Below are 20752 nucleotides of genomic sequence, written 5' to 3'. Positions count from 1 at the left end.
GGCGGCCGCTGTATGTACAACTTTTTGGCAAGGCTGTCGGTAGAAATACCTACACGATTAGAGGATTCCCTCTGATAAAATCAAAGTCCCCCAGTCCCAGTACAGTTCAGGAAGGCCTGCAAAGCATGGATTCGTCAATCGACAAAAAAGAAGAATTACGCCAACAACTGCGTGCTGCAGCGCTCGAGTATCACCAGATTCCCCGCCCCGGCAAGATTTCCGTCACCGCCACCAAGCAGCTGCTGAACCAGCGCGACCTGGCGCTGGCCTATTCGCCGGGCGTGGCCGCTCCCTGCGAGGAGATCGTCAAGGATCCGGCCAACTCCTATAAATACACGGCGCGCGGCAACCTGGTCGCCGTGATCTCGAACGGCACCGCCGTCCTCGGCCTGGGCAATATCGGCCCGCTGGCTTCGAAGCCGGTGATGGAAGGCAAGGGCGTGCTGTTCAAGAAGTTCGCCGGCATCGACGTCTTCGACATCGAGATCAACGAGACCGATCCGGACAAGCTGATCGACGTGATCGCCGCACTGGAACCGACTTTCGGCGGCGTGAACCTGGAAGACATCAAGGCGCCGGAGTGCTTCTACATCGAGCGCAAGCTGCGCGAGCGCATGAAGATTCCGGTCTTCCACGACGACCAGCACGGCACCGCGATCATCGTCGGCGCCGCCATCCTGAACGGCCTGAAGGTGGTCGGCAAGGATCTCAAGCAGTGCAAGCTGGTGGTGTCGGGCGCGGGCGCGGCGGCGCTGGCCTGCCTCGACCTTATCGTCGACCTCGGCTTCCCGATCGAGAACATCTTCGTGACCGACCTGGCCGGCGTGGTCTATAAAGGCCGCACCGAACTGATGGACCCGGACAAGGAGCGTTTCGCCCAGGACACGCCGCACCGCAGCCTGGCCGAGGTGATTCCGGACGCCGACATCTTCCTGGGCCTGTCCGCCGGCGGCGTGCTGAAGCCGGAGATGGTGGCGAAGATGGCGCCGAATCCGCTGATCCTGGCGCTGGCCAACCCGAACCCGGAGATCCTGCCGGAAGATGCGAAGGCCGTGCGCAGCGACGTGATCATCGCGACCGGCCGCTCGGACTACCCGAACCAGGTCAACAACGTCCTGTGCTTCCCCTACATGTTCCGCGGCGCCCTGGACTGCGGCGCGAGCACCATCACGCGCGAGATGGAAATCGCGGTGGTGCATGCGATCGCCGAGCTGGCCCATGCCGAGCAGTCGGACATCGTGGCCTCGGCCTATGGCATCGCCAACCTGTCCTTCGGGCCGGAATACCTGATCCCGATGCCCTTCGACCCGCGCCTGCTGACCCATATCGCACCGGCGGTGGCGAAGGCCGCGATGGATGGCGGCGTCGCCACCCGTCCGATCGCCGACCTGGCCGCCTACGCCGAGAGCCTGGAGCAGTTCGTGTACCGCAGCGGTTCCTTCATGAAGCCGCTGTTCCAGGTCGCCAAGAGCGCCCCGGCCGAGCTCAAGCGCATCGTCTACGCCGAAGGCGAGGACGAGCGCGTGCTGCGCGCGGTGCAGGTGGTGGTGGACGAAGGCCTGGCGCGCCCGATCCTGGTCGGCCGCCCGGCCGTGCTGGAACAGCGCATCGAAAAGTTCGGCCTGCGCCTGAAGCCCGGCCAGCACTTCGACGTCATCAACCCGGACTTCGACGAGCGCTACCGCGACTACTGGCAGACCTACCACCAGATGGTGATGCGCAAGGGCGTGACCCAGGACATGGCCAAGCTGGCGATGCGCCGCCGCCATACCCTGATCGGTGCCATGATGGTCCACAAGGGCGATGCCGACGGCATGATCTGCGGCACCTACGGCACCACCCACGCCCACCTGGAATTCATCGACAAGGTGCTGGGCCTGCGCCCGGGCGCCAACGTCTACGCGGCGATGAACTTCGTCATCACCGAGGAACGCCAGCTGGCGATGGTCGACACCCACGTCAACGAGAACCCGACGGCGGAAGAGCTGGCCGAGATCACGATCATGGCGGCCGAGGAGCTGGAGCGTTTCGGCATCACGCCGCGCGCGGCGCTGCTGTCGCACTCGAACTTCGGTACATCGAACAGCGAGTCGGCGCAGAAGATGCGCGCCGCGCTGGCGCTGGTGCAGCAGAAGGCCCCGAACCTGGAAGTCGACGGCGAGATGCACGGCGACGCCGCGCTGGATTCGAAGCTGCGCGCCAAGATCATGCCGCAATCGACGCTGAAGGGCGACGCCAACCTGGTGGTGATGCCGAACATCGACGCCGCCAACATCGCCTACAACCTGCTCAAGACCGCGGCCGGCAACGGCATCGCCGTCGGTCCGGTGCTGCTGGGCTGCGCGCGTCCGGTGCACATCCTGACGCCGTCGGCCACCGTACGCCGGATCGTCAACATGACGGCGTTGTGCGTTGTGGACGCCGTATCCGCACGCTGAGATTTAACATTCTCGGGACAAAAAAGGCCGTTCGCGGCCTTTTTTCATGGGTGTTTCCCTATGGTTGTCGTCCAAATGTAGAAGTTCCGTACATTTGACGAACTTGTAATGAACCTTGAGGCAGACGTAACAATGCGTAATCACGCGACGTGGTTCAACTGTTTCAGGTGATAATAGTCAAGTATATGTTGTGTCTTTGGCACGCTTTCTCCCGTGCAAAGCTGCAAGCATTGGCTCTGTTACAATGCGGGGTTTGTCGGAATTATCTGGTCCGGACTCTCCCAAACGCCAGCCGCCTGCCGCGGTGGCCTCCTCAGACCAGCACCTGGAAATACCTAGAACATGCAAACTACAAAAAGAGCCCTGATTACCGGCATTACGGGCCAGGATGGCGCTTATCTTGCGCAGTTGCTCCTGGAAAAAGGGTACCACGTGACAGGTACTTTCCGCCGATCCAGCTCTGTCAATTTCTGGCGCATCGCCGAACTGGGCGTCGAGAACCACCCGAACCTGTCGCTGGTCGAGTACGACCTGACCGATCTCTCCTCCAGCATCCGCCTGCTGGAATCGACCCGCCCGGACGAAGTCTACAACCTGGCGGCGCAAAGCTTCGTCGGCGTCTCCTTCGAGCAGCCGGTCACCACCGCCTCGATCACCGGTCTGGGCGCCGTCAACCTGCTGGAAGCGATCCGCATCGTGCATCCGAAAGCGCGCTTCTACCAGGCCTCGACCTCCGAAATGTTCGGCAAGGTGCAGGCCGTGCCGCAGATCGAGAGCACCCCGTTCTACCCGCGCAGCCCGTATGGCGTGGCCAAGCTGTATGCGCACTGGATGACCGTCAACTACCGCGAATCCTACGGCATCTTCGGCAGTTCCGGCATCCTGTTCAACCACGAGTCGCCGCTGCGCGGCCGTGAATTCGTGACCCGCAAGATCACCGACTCGGTGGCCAAGATCGTGCTGAACAAGCTCGACGTGCTCGAGCTGGGCAACCTGGACGCCAAGCGCGACTGGGGCTATGCGCGCGAATACGTGGAAGGCATGTGGCGCATGCTGCAGGCCGACCAGCCGGACACCTTTGTGCTGGCCACCAACCGCACCGAGACCGTGCGCGACTTCGTGACCATGGCCTTCCGCGGCGCCGGCATCGACGTCGAATGGAAGGGCCAGGGCGAGGGCGAGACCGGTCATTGCGGCCGTACCGGCAAGCTGCTGGTGCGCGTGTCGCCCAAGTTCTACCGCCCGGCCGAGGTCGACCTGCTGATCGGCGATCCGGGCAAGGCCGAGCGCGAACTCGGCTGGAAGGCGCACACCACGCTGGAACAGCTGTGCCAGATGATGGTCGACGCCGACCTGCGCCGCAACGAACTGGGTTTCTCGTTCTGACATGAACCGCATGGTCACGGACGAGATCGCCGGCATGGTCGAAGGGCGCGAAGGCGAGGGCAAGCGCGCCCTGATCACCGGGCTGCGCGGTTTCACCGGTTATTACATGGCGCGCGAACTGAGCGCCGCCGGCTACCACGTCCACGGCACCGTGCTGCCGGGCGAGCCGACTGGCCCGGACATCTTCGCCGTCGACCTGCTCGACCGCGCCTCGGTTGCCGCGGCCGTCGAACAGGTGCGGCCGGACGTGGTCGTGCACCTGGCCGCCATCGCCTTCGTGGCCCATAACGATGCCGACCAGATGTACCGCGTCAACGTGGTCGGCACCCGCAACCTGCTGGAAGCGCTGGCGGCCGGCGCGCACAAGCCGTCCAGCGTATTGCTGGCTTCTTCCGCCAATATCTACGGCAACGCCGACGTGGCCGTCATCGACGAAAGCGTGGCGCCGAATCCGGCCAACGACTACGCGGTCAGCAAGCTGGCAATGGAAACCATGGCGCGCCTGTGGATGGACAAGCTGCCGATCACGATCGCGCGTCCGTTCAACTATACCGGCGTCGGCCAGACCGAGAATTTCCTGCTGCCGAAGATCGTCTCCCACTTCCGCAAGGAAGCGCGCCGCATCGAGCTGGGCAACCTGGCGATCGCGCGCGACTTTTCCGACGTGCGCATGGTGGCCAGGAGCTACCGCCGGCTGCTGGCGGCGGCGCCCGCCGGCGAAGCCTTCAACGTCTGCTCGGGCCAGCCGCATTCGCTGGAAAGCCTGATCGACATGATGAGCGAGATCGCCGGCTACCGCATCGAAGTGCACGTCAATCCCGCCTTCGTGCGCGCCAACGAGGTGCTGACGCTCACCGGCAGCAACGCCAAGCTAGCCGGCGTCATCGGCAAGGTCGAGCCGACCCCGCTGCTTGACACGCTGCGCTGGATGTACACGGCGTGAGTGGAGTGAGAGTCGGCCTGGGAACGACCATGATCGAACCGGGCTTCACTGGCGGGCGGCTGGACGGCATCGGGGTGTACACCCGGGCCCTGCTGCGCCACCTGCCGGCTGCCGGCTGCGAGGTGTTGCCGTTCTCCTGGCCGGAAGGGAAGATCCCGCCCAGCGAGGGCCGGGCGCTGCCGCAATCCTTCGGGCGCGCCACCCTGATCGACCTGCTGACGCCGAGCGCGCACCGCATCCACATGCCGGCCGACGTCTTCCACGCGACCGACTACCGCGTGGCGCGGATGGATTGCCCGGTGGTGGCGACCCTGCACGACGCACTGCCGATCAAGCATCCCGAATGGTGCAATCCGCGCCTGCGCGGAATGAAGAACTGGCTGCAGCGCAAGGCGGCGCAGAAGGCCGACCACGTGATCGCCGTGTCGCAGTATGCGGTCGAGGAACTGGTCGACTGCTTCGGCGTCGACGAACGCCGTATCTCGGTGGTGCCGAACGGCGTCGACGAGGAATGGCTGGAACCGCCGGCGCCGGGCGAAGTGGCGGCCACGCTGCAGGCCTGCGGACTGCGGCCCGGCTACTTCCTGTTCGTCGGCACGCTGCAGCCGCGCAAGAACGTCGAGCGCCTGCTGGAAGCCTGGCTCGCGCTGCCGCGGGCGGTGCGCGACGAGCGCCAGCTGGTCATCGTCGGCAATGCCGGCGCCCGTTCGGAAGAGCTGCTGCGCCGGATCGCCGCCAAGGTGGCGGACGGCGCCGGCGTGATCTGGCTGAACCGCCTGACGGACGACGCCCAGCTGCGCCACGTGTATGCCGGCGCCGGCGTGTTCGTGTTTCCCTCGCTGTACGAAGGCTTCGGAATTCCCGTGCTCGAAGCCTTCGCATCGGGTGTGCCGGTGGTGACCTCGAACGTGACCTCGCTGCCCGAGGTGTCGGCCAGGGCGGCGCTCGAAGTCGATCCGCTCGACGTCAAGGCGATCGGCGAGGCCATGCTGGCCCTGGTGCGCGAGCCCTCGCTGCGGGCGCGCTGCATCACCGCCGGGCGCGCGCGCGCGGCCCAGCTGACCTGGCGTGCGACGGCGCGCCAGACTGCCGCCGTCTACCGTTCACTTATCTAAAGATTCAGTGCTCTAGCAATTTAGCCATGCGTATCCTTCACTTCTACAAGACCTACTATCCCGATTCGGTGGGCGGGATCGAACAGGTCATCCGCCAGATGTGCGTCGGAACCGGGCGGCTGGGGGTGACCAACCAGGTGCTGTCGCTGTCGCGCGAGACCGACCTCCGGCCTTTCGAGTTCGAAGGGCATATGGTGCACCGGGTGCCGCAGAACTTCGAGCTGGCATCGAACGGGGTGTCGCTGCAGGCGATTTCCGAGCTGGCGCGCATGGCGCTTGATGCCGACGTCGTGCACTACCATTTCCCTTGGCCCTTCATGGACCTGGCCCACTTCCTGGCGCGCGTGAACAAGCCCAGCGTGGTGACCTACCATTCCGACATCGTGCGCCAGAAGGCCCTGCTGCGCTTTTACCAGCCGCTGCAGAACCGTTTCCTGCAGAGCGTCGACGCGATCGTGGCGACGTCGCCCAACTACCTGGGTTCGTCCACGGTGCTGGACCGCTACCGCGACAAGACCCGCGTGATCACCTTCGGCCTCGACAAGTCCAGCTATCCGGAGCCGGATGAGGCGCTGCTGGACCACTGGCGAGCCAAGGTCGGCCCGAAATTCTTCCTGTTCGTCGGCGTGCTGCGCTACTACAAGGGGCTGCACATCCTGCTGGATGCGGTGGCGGGTACCGATTACCCGGTGGTGATCGTCGGCGCCGGCCCGATCGAGCAGGAGCTGAAGGCCCACGCCGAGCGCCTGGGCCTGAAGAACGTGATGTTCGTCGGTAAGCTGGACGACATGGACAAGGTTGCCCTGCTCAAGCTGTGCTATGCGGTGTCCTTCCCCTCGCACCTGCGCTCGGAAGCCTTCGGCATCTCGCTGCTCGAAGGCGCGATGTTCGGCAAGCCGATGATCTCGAGCGAGATCGGCACCGGCACCACCTACATCAACATCCACCAGCAGACCGGCCTGGTGGTGCCGCCCTCCGACCACGAAGCCCTGCGCGAAGCGATGCGCACCCTGTGGGACGATCCGCAACTGGCCAGCGAGATGGGACGCCGCGCCGAGGCGCGCTACTGGCAGCTGTTCACCGCCGAGCAGATGGCGGACGGGTATGTGAGCCTGTACCAGGAACTGGTGGCGCGGCGGGAGCAGGTGGGGTTGAGGCCGGCGACGCGGCTGGGGTGACGTTCGCGGGTGGTCAATCAGGCCGCTTTCAGATCCTGCGTATCTTCCGCCCAGCGCTGCCGGATCGCCCGGATCGCCGGTATCTGGCCGATGAACAGGTCCACCAGGGCCGGATCGAAGTGCTTGCCCTTCTGCTCGACCAGGAAGGCCAGCGCTTCCTCTTCGCTCCAGGCTTTCTTGTACGGACGCACCGAGGTCAGGGCGTCGAACACGTCGGCGATCGCCGTAATCCTTCCTTCCAGCGGAATCGCTTCGCCCGCCAGCCCCTTCGGATAGCCGCTGCCGTCCCATTTCTCGTGGTGGGTGAGGGCGATGTTGCGCGCCAGCGCCAGCATGCCGCTCGGGTGCTCGCCGATGATCTCGGCGCCGATGGCGGCGTGGCTTTGCATGATCTTCCATTCGTCGGGGTCGAGCGGCCCGGGTTTCTGCAGGATGCGGTCGGGGATGCCGATCTTGCCGACGTCGTGCATCGGCGCCGCGTGCAGCAGGTCGTCGGCTTCGTTCTCGCCCATGCCGGCCGCCAGGCCGAGGATGCGCGAGAAGTGGCTCATGCGGATCACGTGCAGGCCGGTCTCGTTGTCCTTGTACTCGGCGGCCAGGCCGAGGCGCTGGACGATTTCCAGGCGCGTCGCGCGCAGCTCTTCCATGCGCACCAGCGACAGGTGGGTGCGCACGCGCGCACGCACGATCGGCGGGCTGACCGGCTTGGTGATGTAGTCGACCGCGCCGGCTTCGAAGCCTTCCAGCTCGTCGTCGGTGTCGGTCAGCGCGGTCACGAAGATCACCGGGACACTGGCCGTGCGCGGATCGGCCTTCAGGGCGGCGCAGACTTCGTAGCCGCTCATGCCCGGCATCATGACGTCCAGCAGGATCAGGTCGGGACATTCCTCGCGCACCAGTTCGAGTGCGCGCGGGCCGTCCTTGGCGAAGCGCAGGCGGTAATGGTCCTGCAAAATCTGGCGCAGCAGTTGCAGGTTGCTTGCTTCGTCGTCGACCGCAAGGATCAGCGGAAGGGTGACGGTACTCATTCGGACATCTCCTGTGCCATGTCGTCGATGGCGCCCAGCACAGCGTCGAGCTGCTGCAGGGCCAAATCAAAATCAAAATCGGCGATCGCCGCGTGGACCTGGGCCGCGCGTGCGGCGAGCGGATGGCCGCTCAGCGCTGCCGCCAGACCGGCCGAGGCGGCGTCGTCCAGTCCGCCGCGGCGCAGGGCTTCGCGCAGGACATTGCCGGCGCGCTTGGCGCGTTCCAGGTCGAAGCCCGGATGGACGGCCTTCGCCTTGGCGGCCGCCGGGGCCGGCTGCGCGGCGCGGATCTCCGCCAGGCCGCCGTCGAGCAACGCTTCAAGCCGGGTCAGGGAATCGCGCAGGGTATCCTCGGCGCCCGGATAGAGCTTGCCGCTGTCGCCGTCGACCAGGCCTTCCAGCTTGCCGAGGGCATCGGCCAGCAGCTCCAGGCCGAGGTTGGCGGCGACGCCGCGCACCCGGTGCGCCAGCATGCGCAAGGCGCGGTAGTCGGCGCTGGAAGCCTGAGCCGCCAGTGCCTGGACCAGCCCGGCGTGCTGGCTTTCGAAATGCGCCAGCGCCTCCAGATAGGCGTCTTCCTTGTGGCTCCAGCGGCGCAGGCCGGCCTGGCGGTTCAGAATCATGCGTTCCTGGACCGGCAGGTCCGGGTCCGGATGAAAGTTGCCCAGGCCCAGCACGCGTGCGATCTCGTGCGACAGCGCGAACCAGTCGACCGGCTTGCTGGCGAAGCCGTCCATGCCGGCGTCGACGCTGGCGCGGCGATGTTCGGGCAGCACGCTGGCGGTCATCGCGATCACCGGCACGCGCGGGCGGCCGGCGGCTTCGGCCTGCTGGCGGATCAGGCGCGTCGCCGCGAGGCCGTCGATGGTCGGCATCTGGAAGTCCATCAGGATCACGTCGAAGGCTTCGCGCGCGGCCAGCTCGACCACCTGGACGCCGTCGCCGGCGGCGGTCATGGTGTGGCCGCGGCGCGCCAGCAGCAGCTGCAGCAGTTCCTGGTTCTGCGGCACGTCGTCGGCTACCAGCACGCGCAGCGGCGGCAGGGCGGCCGGGGTGCGTACGCGCGGCTGCTGCGGCGCGAAGCGCGCCAGCAGCAGCGGCAGCACCACGTGGAAGGTCGTGCCCTTGGCCTGTTCGCTCTCGGCCCAGATCCTGCCGCCCATGAGCTCGACCAGCTGCTTGCTGATCGTGGTGCCCAGGCCGGTGCCGCCGAAGCGGCGCGTCATCGAGGCGTCGGCCTGGGTGAAGGGATCGAAGATCGCCTGCAGGCGCTCCGGCGCGATGCCGATGCCGGTGTCCCTGATCTCGAAGTGCAGCTGTTCGTCCAGCAGCGAGGCGCGCAGGGTGACGCTGCCCTTTTCTGTGAACTTGATCGCGTTGTCGAGCAGGTTGGTCAGCACCTGGCGCACGCGCAGCTCGTCGCCGCGCAGGCAGGTCGGCAGGGCAGGGTCGTAGTGGATGTCGACGTGCAGGCCCTTGGCGCGCGCATTCGCCGCCAGGGTCGACGACAGTTCGTCGATCAGCGACAGCAGGTTGTAGTCGTTCTGCTCGAGCTCGACCGCGCCTTTTTCCAGCTTGGCGGTGTCGAGGATCTCGTTCAGCAGGCGCAGCAGCGCACGGCCGGCGCTGCGGATCGTATCGAGGTGACGCCGCTGCTCGGGCGCCAGCTCGCCGTCGAGCAGCACATCGGTGAAGCCGAGGATCGAGTTCATCGGCGTGCGGATCTCGTGGCTCATATTGGCCACGAAGCTGGCGCGCGCCGCGGCGGCCTGCTCGGCGTTTTCCTTCGCCTCGCGCAGCGCGTCTTCCATCTGGCGGCGTTCGGTGATGTCGAGGATCACGCCGTCCAGCCAGTGCAGATCGCCGGCGTCGTTGCGTACGCCGGTGCCGTTTTCCCACAGCCAGTGGACGCTGCCGTCGGCGTGCAGCAGGCGGTACTCGACCAGGTAGGGATGGTCGTCGCGCAGCGCCGTCTCGATCGCCTCCAGCACGCGCACGCGGTCGGCGGCGTGAATCAGGGCGTCGAAGCTGCGGCGCGCCGGCTTGCCGGGCTGCGTCGGCACGAAGTCACTGCCGCGGTAGCCGGTGATGCGCTCGACGGCGTCGCTGATGAAGACCAGTGGGCGGTCGCCTTCCAGCAGGCTGCGGTAGGAAATGCCGGGAATATTGCCGATCAGGGAACGGAACTGCTGCTCGCTGGCGCGCAGCGCCTGTTCCATCGCGCGGCGCTCGCTGATGTCGGTGATGAAGCAGACGAACAGCTCCTTGTCGTCCAGGCGCGCATGGCCGACCGCGCGCCGGATCGGCACGATGCTGCCGTCCTTGCGGCGGCCGGTGACGTCGGCGCTCTGGGCGCCGGCCGAGATTTCGCCGGTCTGCAGCGTGCGCAGCAGGCCGACCTGGGCCGAGGCTTCCTCGTCGCCGATCAGGACGCGGATGTGCTGGCCGAGGATTTTCTCGCGCGTCCAGCCGTAGATGCGCTCGGCCGAGGCATTGAATTCGAGGATGGTGCCGGAACGGTCGACGGTGACCACGCCGTCCACCGTGGTGGTCAGGAGGGCGCGCATCCAGGCTTCGCTGCGCGACAGTTCGCGGAACAACTGGCGGTAGCGCAGCAGGCCGTTCCCGCCCAGCACGAAGATGGTGAAGGCGACCGTGATCAGGCTGATCGCCAGCGCCAGGAAGGTATCGGATTGCGCCTTGTGGGTGGTCTGGGCGGCGCGGCCGACGAAGCGCGCGGCTTCCATGCCGGTATAGTGCATGCCGGCGATGGCGCAGCCCATCACGACGGCGGCCAGGAAGATGCGGCGGCTCTCGCTGAGGCGGTGCGACAGGCTGGACAGGCCGAAACGCACCCACAAGGCCAGCGTCGCCAGCACCACCGCGACCACGATCGACAGCAGGAACATCGGCAGGTTGTAATGCAGTTCGAGGCCCATCCGCATGCCCGCCATGCCGGCGTAGTGCATGGTGCCGATGCCGGCGCCGACCACCACGCCGCCCGCCAGCAGGCCCCAGCCGCCCAGGCGCTCGCGCGCGATCAGCCACAGCGCGGCAAGCGACGCGAAGATGCTCGGCACGCCCGAGATGATGGTGGCGACCGGATCGTAGTCGACGTCGGTGCACAGGTCGAAGGCCAGCATGCCGATGAAGTGCATCGCCCACACGCCGGTACCCAGCGCCATGCTGCCGGTGCCGAGCACGATCCAGCGCTGGCTGCGGTTGGCGGCCGCCTGGCCGGCGATCAGCAGCGCCATCCAGGAAGCGAAGATGGCCACCAGCACCGACAGGATCACCAGGCCAGGCGTATACATCCCGTAACTCAGCAGGGACGGATCGTCGGGCACGTTAAACAATGAAAACAGCATAAATTTGATGAAAATGACGGCGATTGTTGTCAATGGGCACGCAAGTATGTCACTTTCTCACAGGAAAATGTTATGGTACAAGTAGATAGTGAAGGATCAGTAGCAAATCCTGTCGCGTTGGCACCACCAATTTGACGAAAATTGTCGAGTTGTTATGAATTGCCGCAGGCCGGATGTTGCTGGTATGCTAGTTGCACAGGTCGCTGCCAGACGGCAGCGTTGGCATCGGGTGCGCTATGCGAATCGACACAATCATTGTTTCCGCAATGCTTGCCCTTGGCTGTGCCGCATCGCAGGCACAGCCGGTACCGCGTCTGCATCTCACCACCGAGGCCGCGGCGCCGCACAGCATGCAGGACGGGCCGCGCGTGATCGGCATCGGCGCCGACACCGTGCGCGAGATCATGACGCGCGCCCGCATCGATCACACGATCGAGCTGCTGCCATGGAAGCGCGCCTACACCGCGGCACTCGAGCACGACGACACCTGCGTGTTCTCCACCACCCGCACGCCCGAGCGCGAAGCCCTGTTCAAGTGGATCGGACCGATCGGCGAGGCCGAATGGGTCCTGATGGCGCGCGCCGACCGCAAGCTGCATCTGGACAGCCTGGAGGAGGCGCGCAAATACCGCATCGGCACGTATAACGGCGACGCCCGTGACCAATACCTGCGCACGCGCGGCTTCGACGTCGACCCGGCGCCGAACGACCTGCTCAATCCACGCAAGCTGATGGCGGACCGCATCGACCTCTGGGCCGCCAGCTTCCGGCGCGGCAGCGCCACCCTGTCGCGCCTGGGCTATGGCGACAAGATCGTGCCGGTGCTGGTCTTCAACCGCATCCGCGTCTACCTGGCCTGCAACCGCGGCGTGCCCGACGCCCTGACGGCGCGCATGAACGCGGCCTTCGAATCGATGGAGCGCGACGGCACCCTGCAGCAGATCCCGCACCGCTACGACGCGATCGGCATGCCGGCGCAACGCTGAGTTTCCGCGTGCGACCCGACACGGGTCGTTTATGTATGATGGAAAACCTGCAACTGAACCGCAGAGGAAGTTGTGACGGCATCCCTCATTCCGACCGACCGTTTCTCGCTTGGCTCCCTTCGCATGCTGTCCCTGCGCGACGCCCTGCCGCGTACGGGAGCGCTGAGCCACGGCGGCAGCGCGGCCTTTTCAGGAGCAGGTCGTTTAGCTTTGTTGACCATCCGATAACCCAGGGGTATCGTGGACGATCAGCCGGCATCCCGGCCGGCTCCTGACATGAGGCTCCGATGGCCACCCGTTTCCTGCGTGTGTCACCCCTGATTCCTGCCCGCGACGTCGAAGAAGCCATTCGCTTCTATCGCGACGCATTCGGCTTCGAACTCGATTACCGCGACGCCGAACCGGCCCGATTCGCGATCGTCGGACGCGATTCGGCCTGGCTGAACCTGTTTTTCAATGAAGACAAGTACCTGGCCGACCAGACCAGCCTGCGGATCGTCGTCGACGGCGTCGATGCGCTGCATGAGCGCTGCCAGGCGGCCGGCTGCGTGCATCCGAACGGCGCGCTCGGCACACGGCCGTGGGGCACGCGCGAGTTCTCGATCATCGATCCGAGCGGGGTGTGTATTGCGTTGGTGGAGCAGGCGGGTTAAGTACCTGGCCAGAATAAATGTGAATTTTGGCCAACAGAACCGGATCCGGATGCAAGGCAGGATGTCTTTGACTATATCGAGATATTCGACAATCCGAAGCGCCGACATGGTTTCAGCAACGATCTGCCGCCGGTAGAGTACGAAAAGCGGTATTTTCAACGGCTCTCGAGTTCCTGGAAAAGCCGTGGCCATTCACCTCTAAAGCCCTTGCTCGTCTGCTGAGGGCTCCCTTTGCGATCTTTTGATCTTCATACCAAACTTGCATGGCCTTATGAAATCTTGCCATAAGGTTGATGTTGTTATTGGTTGTCCATACTCTTCAATACTTGGTGCTGAACAATAGTTTGGCGGGAAAAGACAACAGTGGAGACATCGTAATGAAGCCAAGAAGTCACTGGTCAGTTTGTGCGGCAACCATCCTTGGGGTAACGGTTGTAGGGACTACCTCAGCGCAGGTGGCAGGGACCGTACCCGTGCAGGAAAATGTCCAGCCGGCGCAACCGGTTGGAAAAATTGAAGTCGTGAAGGTTACAGGCAGTCGTATCGCACGACGTGACGCAGACACGGTCGGGCCAATGGTGACGATGACAGGCGACGACATCAAGTTTGCCGCTCCGACCTCTGTTGGCGACATGCTGCAGAGCCTGCCGAACACTGGCGTGAGTTTGAATTCCAACGGCACCCAGGGCACGTCGTTCGGCGTCAGCTCCATCAACCTGCGCTATCTTGGCAGTGCCGAAGGCAGCGGCAACCGGACACTGGTACTGGTAGACGGTCATCGCTGGCCCAGTGCGGCAGGAGGCCGGGGCTTCCGCGACTTCGTCGATCTCAACTCGATCCCGCTCGGCATCATCGACAACATCGAAGTGCTGAAGGATGGCGCCTCAGCGATCTACGGCGCCGATGCGATCGCGGGCGTGGTGAACATTCACACCAAGCGCCGTCTCAATGGCTTTCAGACCGATTTTCGCGTCGGCGAAACCTCGCGCGGCGACAACCGCAACTACAATGGCTTCATCAATTGGGGAAAGAAATTCGACGATGCCTCTGTCTTCCTGTCGGCCAGCTTCAACGATTCGAAACCGATCCTGACCGCGGACCGCGACATCAGCCGTACGGCACTGGCCCCCTTGACTGCGCCGCCAACCAGCCCGCAAGGCCTGTACGTTCTGCCTGGCCTTTCGAACAACAAGTACTTCGGCACGCCGGCTGGCTTTGCGTCCAACGCTGCTAACGCTATTACCCGGAACTCTGGCGTCACGTCGATCGGAAACGCTGCAAATGCGGACGACAGCTTTCACCGGGCCGCACTGCCGGACGATTATTACAATACGCAAACCCAAGGCATTTATGCTACCGGCCCGAGCAGGACCAGTGGCTTGTTTGGCCGCCTGACCTACCGTATCAACGAAAACGTCAGTGCCCACGTCGAGGCCATGTATTCGACGCGCAGGTCGAGCCAGCTGTTCGCACCCTATCCGCTGGATATCCGTGGCAGCAATGGCTTTAGTATTCCCAGCGACCAGGCCTATAACGCATTCGGTATCGCCAATGGGGTGCCGGCGGCGAATGCGCTCGGCTTTTCCGGTTCGACCTTCCGCATCCAGCGTGTTCCGGTGGAGGTGGGCAACCGCGACAACGTCCAGCATGTAGACACGTCGCGTTTGCTGGTTGGCCTGGACGGTAGTGTGGACCTCTTCGGTCGGTGGGATTGGGATGCCACTTTGTCCCATTCGAAGGTACGGGCTACGTTCGATGCCTATAACCAGATCAATATGGAGAACGTCTACCGCGCGCTCGGCCCGGCCGCAGCTTGTGCGAGCGCGTCGGGATGCGTGCCCCTGAATATCTTCGGCGCTATCACGCCTGCCATGGCCGACTACATCCGCTTCAACGGCCATGATGAAAACAGCACGAAGCAAACCGACCTGGCTTTCAACGCGACCCGCACCCTGATGGAACTGCCCGGTGGCTCGCTGGGCCTGGCAACTGGCTATGAGTATCGCCGGGAAGGCGCAGAAGATCTGCCTGATGCTTTCGCCAACCAATTGTCGAGCGTTCTTCCACTAGTCAACGGCGTAGCACAGGCACCGACCACCGCCTCCGCCCGCGACCTGACGCGCGGCAGCTACGACCTGCACGAAGCTTATGCCGAGCTGAGCGCACCGATCCTGTCGGATCTGCCGGGTATCGAAAAATTGGAGCTGGACGGGGCAGTGCGTTATTCACGTTACTCTACCGTGGGCGGCAAGGCGACCAGCAAGCTCGGCATCCTGTACCGTCCGGTGAAATCGCTGCTGGTGCGTGGCACTTATTCGCAAGGTTTCCGTGCTCCCTCGATCCTCGAGCTGTACCAGGGGCAGCGCCAGACAAACTTCCCGACCGTCGATCCTTGCAACGGTGGCGGCGCAGGTCTGCCTGGCTGTGCGGGCGTTCCTTCCAGCTACAACCAGAGCCAATACAACGGCGGTCTCACCCGCGGCATCACTGCGGGCAACCGCTTCCTGAAGCCAGAAACTGCTGACACCTACAGCCTTGGGCTGTCCTGGACGCCGGGCGTGTTGAACGGATTTAGCCTGACCGCGGACAAATTCCTGATCAAGGTGAAGGACGCCATTGCTTCGCAAACCGCGACCCAGATCCTGCAATCGTGCGCACAGACGGGCAATTTCTGTAATCTGGTCGTTCGTGCCCCTACTGGCGAAGTGCAGCAGCTGACCCAGGCAGTGGTCAATCTGTCGCGCATCGAAGTGTCGGGCATTGACGCGACTGCTCGCTATGTAGTCCCGGTGGCTGGCGGCAAGATCGACTCCGCGCTCGACCTGTCCTATCTTGAGCGCTACCGTTCGTACGTTCCGCAACCGGACGGATCCGTGGTCATCGACGACCGGGCCGGTAAATCGGACCTGCCGCGCTCGACCTTCCCGCGCTTGAAAGGTCAGGCATCGATCCGCTATATCGCAGCGAACTGGACGGCAAGCTGGAAAGCGCGTTACATCGGCCACACTGCCGACTTGCCGGGCAATGCCATCAATGGCGGGACGGTCGGCGCTGTCACGTATAACGACCTTCAGCTGGGCTACACCCTGCCCGGCCAGAATGTGACCTTCGCGCTCGGTATCGACAACGTCTTCGATAAACAGCCGCCTGCATCGGCCGCCAACAATCCGATTAACTTCGATATGTATACCTACGATGTACGCGGCCGGTACATGTACGCGAAGATATCGAGCAAGTTCTAAGAAACAGACTGGACGTCCATGAACCACGGTACACAATACAAAGGAACGCGACGTTGGGCGCTCGATCCGGTCATGATGATGTTCGCGGCGCTCGCCGTGGCAATCGCTCTGACATGGATGATCCCATCTGGCCAATTCGAGCGCAAAGGCGGCGCGCCAAACGGGCTCGTCCTTCCCGGAACTTACCGGGAGTTGCCGAAAGCGCTGAATGGTAACGCTTTGCTGCCACCCCCGGCATCGAAAAAGGCCGAGGATGGCGGCAAGGAGCCGAAAGCCGTGGCACCGACTGCCGCCCGGCCGGTTTCTCCGGTCGCACTCGTGACTGCGATACCAGAGGGCCTGGTCAAATCGTCCAACCTGATTTTCATGATCCTGCTGTTGGGGGGCATGTTCGGCGTCCTGCGTACGTCCGGCGCGCTTGACGCCGGCATCGAACGGCTGCTTTCCTTAACAGGGGGCCGGGTCGGTATCGTTACCCCGGTCGTCATGATTGCAATATCTGCGGGCAGCACCTTCCTCGGCTTGATCTCGGAATACCTCCTGATCATCCCGATCGTCATTGCGCTTGCCGAACGCATGGGGCGCAGCAAGCTGTTCGGTTTTGCGATGCTGACGCTCGCCGCAAAGGTCGGCTATCTTGCATCGGTTACGAATCCGGTGGCCTTGCTGATCGCTCAGCCGATCGTCGGCGCGCCGGCATTCAGCGGCGCCGGCCTCCGTTTTGCGATCTGGGCTGTGTTTCTCGCCATTGCGATCGCGGTAGTGCTGCGAATGGGGAGACAGGTGGGCAAGGTGCAAGTGCACTGCGATCACCGCGCACTATCGCTTCGCCATCTCGCTGTACTGCTGGTCGTGGCCGCCACTATTCTGTTGCTGGTAGTCGGATCGGCCAACTTCGGATGGCGCGATGCACAATTCGCATCGCTGTTCGTTGTCAGCGCACTGCTGATAGGCGCTACTGCCGGGATGTCGCCGCGAGAAGGCGCGCACGCTTTCGTGGACGGCATGAAGTCGATGATGCTGGCGGCGCTGCTGGTTGGCATGGCCCGCGGTGTCGAGCTGGTTCTACGTGACGGGATGATCCTCGACACCATCATTGCTTTCGCCTCGCACCATGTAGCCATGTTGCCGCCGGTGATCGTGGCACCGTTGGTAATGTTGTTCGAAATGTTCCTGACCCTGCTGATTCCTTCGACCTCGGCCAAGGCAGCTTTGAGCATTCCGATCCTGGCGCCGATCGCGCACAGCGTCGGCGTCAGCGGTCAGACTACCGTTCTCGCCTTCTTGTTGGGTAACGGCCTGGTGAATATGTTTGCGCCCACTTCGGGCATGTTGCTGGCTTACCTGGCAACAGCGAATATCCCTTACAGCACCTGGTTCCGCTTCGTGCTCCCGGTGTTCTGCGTGTTCACTGCACTTTCAACCGCGGCGGTCATGATCGCCGTGCTCATCGACTACTGAGTTAGCAGGAAGAAGCTGTGAACGGAAAGATTTTGCACAACCTACCTGTTGTGATGCGCGATGGCTGCCGCCTTGCAGCCGACATTTATTTCCCGGATGACGGTAGCGGATGCCATCCGGTACTTCTTGAACGCACGCCGTATAACAAACTGGGTACCAACCATGCCGACCGCAGCAAGGCAGACCCGGTCGCGCGCTCGAAGCCAGAGATTGCAGAGAAATTCGCGCGCGCCGGCTACGTTTATGTGATCCAGGATTGCCGTGGACGCTACGCATCGGAAGGCGACTTTACCAAGTACGCCAATGAAAGCGAGGATGGCTTCGACACCATCGAGTGGCTAATGCAGCAACCGTGGTGCAATGGCAGGATCGGTACCCTTGGCTTGTCCTACGGCGCGCACGCGCAAAGCGCCATGGCCGCGTTGGCGCCGCCGGGCCTGGCTGCGATGTTTCTCGACTCTGGCGGATTTTCTAGCGCATTCCACAGTGGGATCCGCCAAGGGGGCGCATTCGAGCTCAAGCAACTTACCTGGGCATTCAAGCATGCCAAGCTCGCGCCTGACACTGCCAGCGATCCTGCACGCAAGGCGGCGCTGGAAGCCCAAGATATCCGCGATTGGATTGGTGTAACTCCATGGTCCGAGGGCCGCTCGCCGGTCGCAGCCGCTCCCGAATACGAAGAATATGTACTACAGCAATGGCGCAGTGAAGTGTTCGACGAATCCTGGCGTAGTCCAGCTCTGTGCGCGCAGGCGCACTATGCGGAGTGGGCCGATGTTCCAATGGTCCACATGTGCAGCTGGTTCGACCCATACGCGCTGACGGCCACTGAAAACTACATTGGATTGTCTCGCCTGAAGAAGTCGCCGGTAAAGCTGGTACTCGGGCCCTGGACCCACGGTCAGCGTTCCGTGACGTTTGCTGGCGGTGTGGATTTCGGGCCGGCCGCAACGCTCGACGATAACATCGCACCGGATTACGTTGCGTTGCGTCTTGCCTGGTTCGACCGTCATCTGCGCGGCGAGGCAGAAACGGCAGAGTACCTGCCGCAAGCCGTCAAGATCTTCGTCATGGGCGGAGGCAGCGGGCGCAAGGATAACGCCGGCCGCCTGCAACACGGCGGTCGCTGGCGCGACGAAGCAGATTGGCCACTGCCGGGAACTACGCATACGGAGGTATACTTGCATGGCAATGGGGTCCTGGCTGAGGAGTTGCCGAGAAACGAATGCGATGCTCTGGAATATGATTTCGACCCGTGCAATCCGGTCCCGACAATTGGAGGGGCGATTGCTTCCGGTGCACCCGTGATGTTCGCTGGCGCGTTCGATCAGCGAACAGATCCTGGAATATTCGGTGCCACATCTCCCTTCGGCCCCTTGGCGGATCGTCAGGACGTCTTGGTATTCCAGACTGCCCCTTTGGAGTCGGCGCTGGAAGTCACTGGTCAGATTGTCGTCAAATTGTGGGTGTCGTCGTCGGCTTTCGATACCGACTTCACGATCAAGGTGCTAGACGTCTATCCGCCCAATGAGGACTTCCCGGAAGGTTGCGCCATAAATTTGACGCATGGCATACTGCGGATGCGCTTTCGTGACTCGTTCGAACATCCGACCTTGCTGGAACCTGATGCCGTCTACCAAATTGAGATCCCGTCTTATCCTACGAGCAACCTGTTCGCTGCGGGACATCGTATCCGAGTCGATATCTCAAGCAGTAATTTCCCGCACTTCGACGTCAATCCTAACACCGGTGCGCCGGCCGGCATCGTGTCGACTCCCGTGGTGGCGCGTAATTGCGTGTTCGTTGGGCACGGCCGGCCATCGTCCGTTATCCTTCCTGTCATTCCTTCCGAAAGGGTGGTCCGCGATCCCACGATTTGAGGAGCGGATGTGGGCAACCTGAGGGACGATATCAGCTTCAGGTCCCTGCGGGCTTTCCACGAGATCGTGTCGTGCGGTTCGGTGACGGAAGCCGCGCGGCGCATGGGGATGAGTCAGCCGGCAGTCAGCCGGATGCTGGCCCAACTGGAGCAACAGATCGGTTTCGAGCTGTTCTATCGTGACCATGGAAAGTTAGTGCCAACCCAGGACGGCACACTTCTGTTTGACGAGGTCGACCAGTCGGTGGGCAGCGTCGAGCGCGTTTATACACTGATACGTGATATCGCCGACTATCGGGTAGGGCAGCTCAAAGTGGTAGCGCCACCCAGCTTCTCGGAAGGCGTGCTTCCAGATATCGTCAGCGCTTTCCTCGACCGCTTTCCCAGGGTACGCTTGTCGATCGATTCGCGCAGCATCGAGACGTCCAAAGCAATGATCGCCACGCGCGCAGCCGATTGCGGCTTCGTTAAACTACCTCTTGGGCGTTCAGATCTGCATTTCGAGCACATTGTCACGAGCGCAACCGTCTGCGTTCTCTCCTCGGGTCATCCTCTTAGTGACCGGCGCGTGCTGACACCGCAACTCTTGCGTGGCCACCCCTTGATCCTTCTCGGACTGGGGCGAACTTCGCGCGCGCAGATCGAGGCTGAGTTTACGCGCTCCGGTGTTCGACCAGAGGTACGGCTGGAAACGCATACTGTGGGCTCAGCCTGTGCATTGGCTGAACGCGGCCTTGGTGTCGCGCTGGTTAACGAGATGCTGGCGAAGCCCTACTTGCGGAACGGAGGCCTCGTGTTGCCTTTCGAGCCGCAGCTCAGCAACGACTACTCGTTCGTCACCTCAGCCTATGCGCAACCCAGCCGGTTGACACGAGCGTTCCTGGAAATAACGAAGGCGCATTTCGCGAACGAGCAGAACTCGTTACCTGTCCAGTCCCGTTTGATCGTAAACGCGTTTGACGAATAATTCTGGGCGCTTCTGCTGCCATTCCTTGAGTGCGAGGATAGGCGTTTTATTGTCGATGGCGCGTTGTGGAATGTGGTGGTTGTACAGCTTCAAGTAGTTCAGCAATGT

At 63.2% G+C, this 20752-nt stretch carries 13 protein-coding genes and 1 pseudogene; 11 read left to right on the top strand and 3 right to left on the bottom strand.

Translation table 11 applies throughout. The features are described 5' to 3' along the window. Positions 1-125: 125 nt before the first annotated feature. From AB4Z32_RS24100 to AB4Z32_RS24080, 5 genes are all read left to right on the top strand, one after another. Entirely contained in the window at positions 126-2438 is a 2313-nt protein-coding gene (locus tag AB4Z32_RS24100; RefSeq protein ID WP_442124405.1) for an NADP-dependent malic enzyme, read from the top strand. 342 nt (positions 2439-2780) lie between these two features. Then, positions 2781-3824 (top strand): GDP-mannose 4,6-dehydratase, encoded by a 1044-nt coding sequence (gene gmd / locus AB4Z32_RS24095; RefSeq protein ID WP_442124404.1) that lies wholly within the window; start codon positions 2781-2783, stop codon positions 3822-3824. Position 3825: 1 nt separating this feature from the next. Beyond that, positions 3826-4767 carry a GDP-mannose 4,6-dehydratase gene (locus AB4Z32_RS24090; protein WP_442124403.1) on the top strand — a complete coding sequence of 314 codons (942 nt, stop codon included), beginning with the start codon at positions 3826-3828 and terminating at the stop codon, positions 4765-4767. Further along, positions 4764-5882: a glycosyltransferase family 4 protein gene (locus AB4Z32_RS24085; RefSeq protein ID WP_442124402.1), complete on the top strand. Its 1119-nt coding sequence runs from the start codon at positions 4764-4766 to the stop codon at positions 5880-5882. Before AB4Z32_RS24090 ends, AB4Z32_RS24085 begins: the two co-directional genes overlap by 4 nt. 26 nt (positions 5883-5908) lie before the next feature. Continuing rightward, on the top strand, positions 5909-7060 hold the full coding sequence (locus AB4Z32_RS24080) for a glycosyltransferase family 4 protein (protein ID WP_442124401.1): 1152 nt from the start codon (positions 5909-5911) through the stop codon (positions 7058-7060). Between the two features lie 17 nt (positions 7061-7077). On the opposite strand, the gene AB4Z32_RS24075 is transcribed toward AB4Z32_RS24080, so the two are convergent. Together AB4Z32_RS24075 and AB4Z32_RS24070 are read right to left on the bottom strand one after the other, a co-directional pair. Continuing rightward, positions 7078-8088, bottom strand: coding sequence for a response regulator (locus AB4Z32_RS24075; RefSeq protein ID WP_442124400.1), 1011 nt, complete (start codon positions 8086-8088; stop codon positions 7078-7080). After that, entirely contained in the window at positions 8085-11402 is a 3318-nt protein-coding gene (locus AB4Z32_RS24070) for an MHYT domain-containing protein (RefSeq protein ID WP_442124399.1), read from the bottom strand. The genes AB4Z32_RS24075 and AB4Z32_RS24070 overlap by 4 nt, the downstream gene beginning before the upstream one ends. A gap of 320 nt (positions 11403-11722) precedes the next feature. On the opposite strand from AB4Z32_RS24070, the gene AB4Z32_RS24065 reads away from it, so the two are divergent. The 6 genes from AB4Z32_RS24065 (at position 11723) to AB4Z32_RS24040 (ending at position 20644) form a co-directional block, all read left to right on the top strand. After that, positions 11723-12442, top strand: a complete 720-nt coding sequence (locus AB4Z32_RS24065) for a substrate-binding periplasmic protein (protein WP_442124398.1) — start codon at positions 11723-11725, stop codon at positions 12440-12442. A gap of 287 nt (positions 12443-12729) precedes the next feature. Then, a complete protein-coding gene (locus tag AB4Z32_RS24060; RefSeq protein ID WP_442124397.1) occupies positions 12730-13095 on the top strand; it encodes a glyoxalase superfamily protein in 366 nt (121 codons plus the stop codon). A 473-nt stretch (positions 13096-13568) separates the two neighbouring features. Beyond that, positions 13569-16337 carry a TonB-dependent receptor gene (locus AB4Z32_RS24055; RefSeq protein WP_442124396.1) on the top strand — a complete coding sequence of 923 codons (2769 nt, stop codon included), beginning with the start codon at positions 13569-13571 and terminating at the stop codon, positions 16335-16337. A gap of 18 nt (positions 16338-16355) precedes the next feature. Beyond that, the gene (locus tag AB4Z32_RS24050) at positions 16356-17798 is read left to right on the top strand and encodes a YfcC family protein (RefSeq protein WP_442124395.1); all 1443 of its coding nucleotides are present in this window, start codon (positions 16356-16358) and stop codon (positions 17796-17798) included. Positions 17799-17815: 17 nt separating this feature from the next. Then, positions 17816-19678 carry a CocE/NonD family hydrolase gene (locus tag AB4Z32_RS24045; RefSeq protein WP_442124394.1) on the top strand — a complete coding sequence of 621 codons (1863 nt, stop codon included), beginning with the start codon at positions 17816-17818 and terminating at the stop codon, positions 19676-19678. Between the two features lie 9 nt (positions 19679-19687). Then, positions 19688-20644: a LysR substrate-binding domain-containing protein gene (locus AB4Z32_RS24040; RefSeq protein ID WP_442124393.1), complete on the top strand. Its 957-nt coding sequence runs from the start codon at positions 19688-19690 to the stop codon at positions 20642-20644. On the opposite strand, the pseudogene AB4Z32_RS24035 reads toward AB4Z32_RS24040, so the two are convergent. Beyond that, positions 20600-20752 (bottom strand): annotated as a pseudogene (locus AB4Z32_RS24035) (IS481 family transposase); the annotation flags it as partial. The gene AB4Z32_RS24040 and the pseudogene AB4Z32_RS24035 sit on opposite strands and share 45 nt — an antisense overlap.

The organism is Massilia sp. 2TAF26 (assembly GCF_052115005.1).
Lineage (GTDB): Bacteria > Pseudomonadota > Gammaproteobacteria > Burkholderiales > Burkholderiaceae_D > Telluria.
This window is presented reverse-complemented; position numbering and strand designations above follow the sequence as displayed.

Bases quoted from the DNA above. Each gene is read 5' to 3' on its own strand.
- AB4Z32_RS24100 (WP_442124405.1), top strand. From the start codon at position 126: ATGGATTCGTCAATCGACAAAAAAGAAGAATTACGCCAACAACTGCGT.
- gmd (WP_442124404.1), top strand. From the start codon at position 2,781: ATGCAAACTACAAAAAGAGCCCTGATTACCGGCATTACGGGCCAGGAT.
- AB4Z32_RS24090 (WP_442124403.1), top strand. From the start codon at position 3,826: ATGAACCGCATGGTCACGGACGAGATCGCCGGCATGGTCGAAGGGCGC.
- AB4Z32_RS24080 (WP_442124401.1), top strand. From the start codon at position 5,909: ATGCGTATCCTTCACTTCTACAAGACCTACTATCCCGATTCGGTGGGC.
- AB4Z32_RS24075 (WP_442124400.1), bottom strand. From the start codon at position 8,088: ATGAGTACCGTCACCCTTCCGCTGATCCTTGCGGTCGACGACGAAGCA.
- AB4Z32_RS24070 (WP_442124399.1), bottom strand. From the start codon at position 11,402: ATGTATACGCCTGGCCTGGTGATCCTGTCGGTGCTGGTGGCCATCTTC.
- AB4Z32_RS24065 (WP_442124398.1), top strand. From the start codon at position 11,723: ATGCTTGCCCTTGGCTGTGCCGCATCGCAGGCACAGCCGGTACCGCGT.
- AB4Z32_RS24060 (WP_442124397.1), top strand. From the start codon at position 12,730: ATGGCCACCCGTTTCCTGCGTGTGTCACCCCTGATTCCTGCCCGCGAC.
- AB4Z32_RS24050 (WP_442124395.1), top strand. From the start codon at position 16,356: ATGAACCACGGTACACAATACAAAGGAACGCGACGTTGGGCGCTCGAT.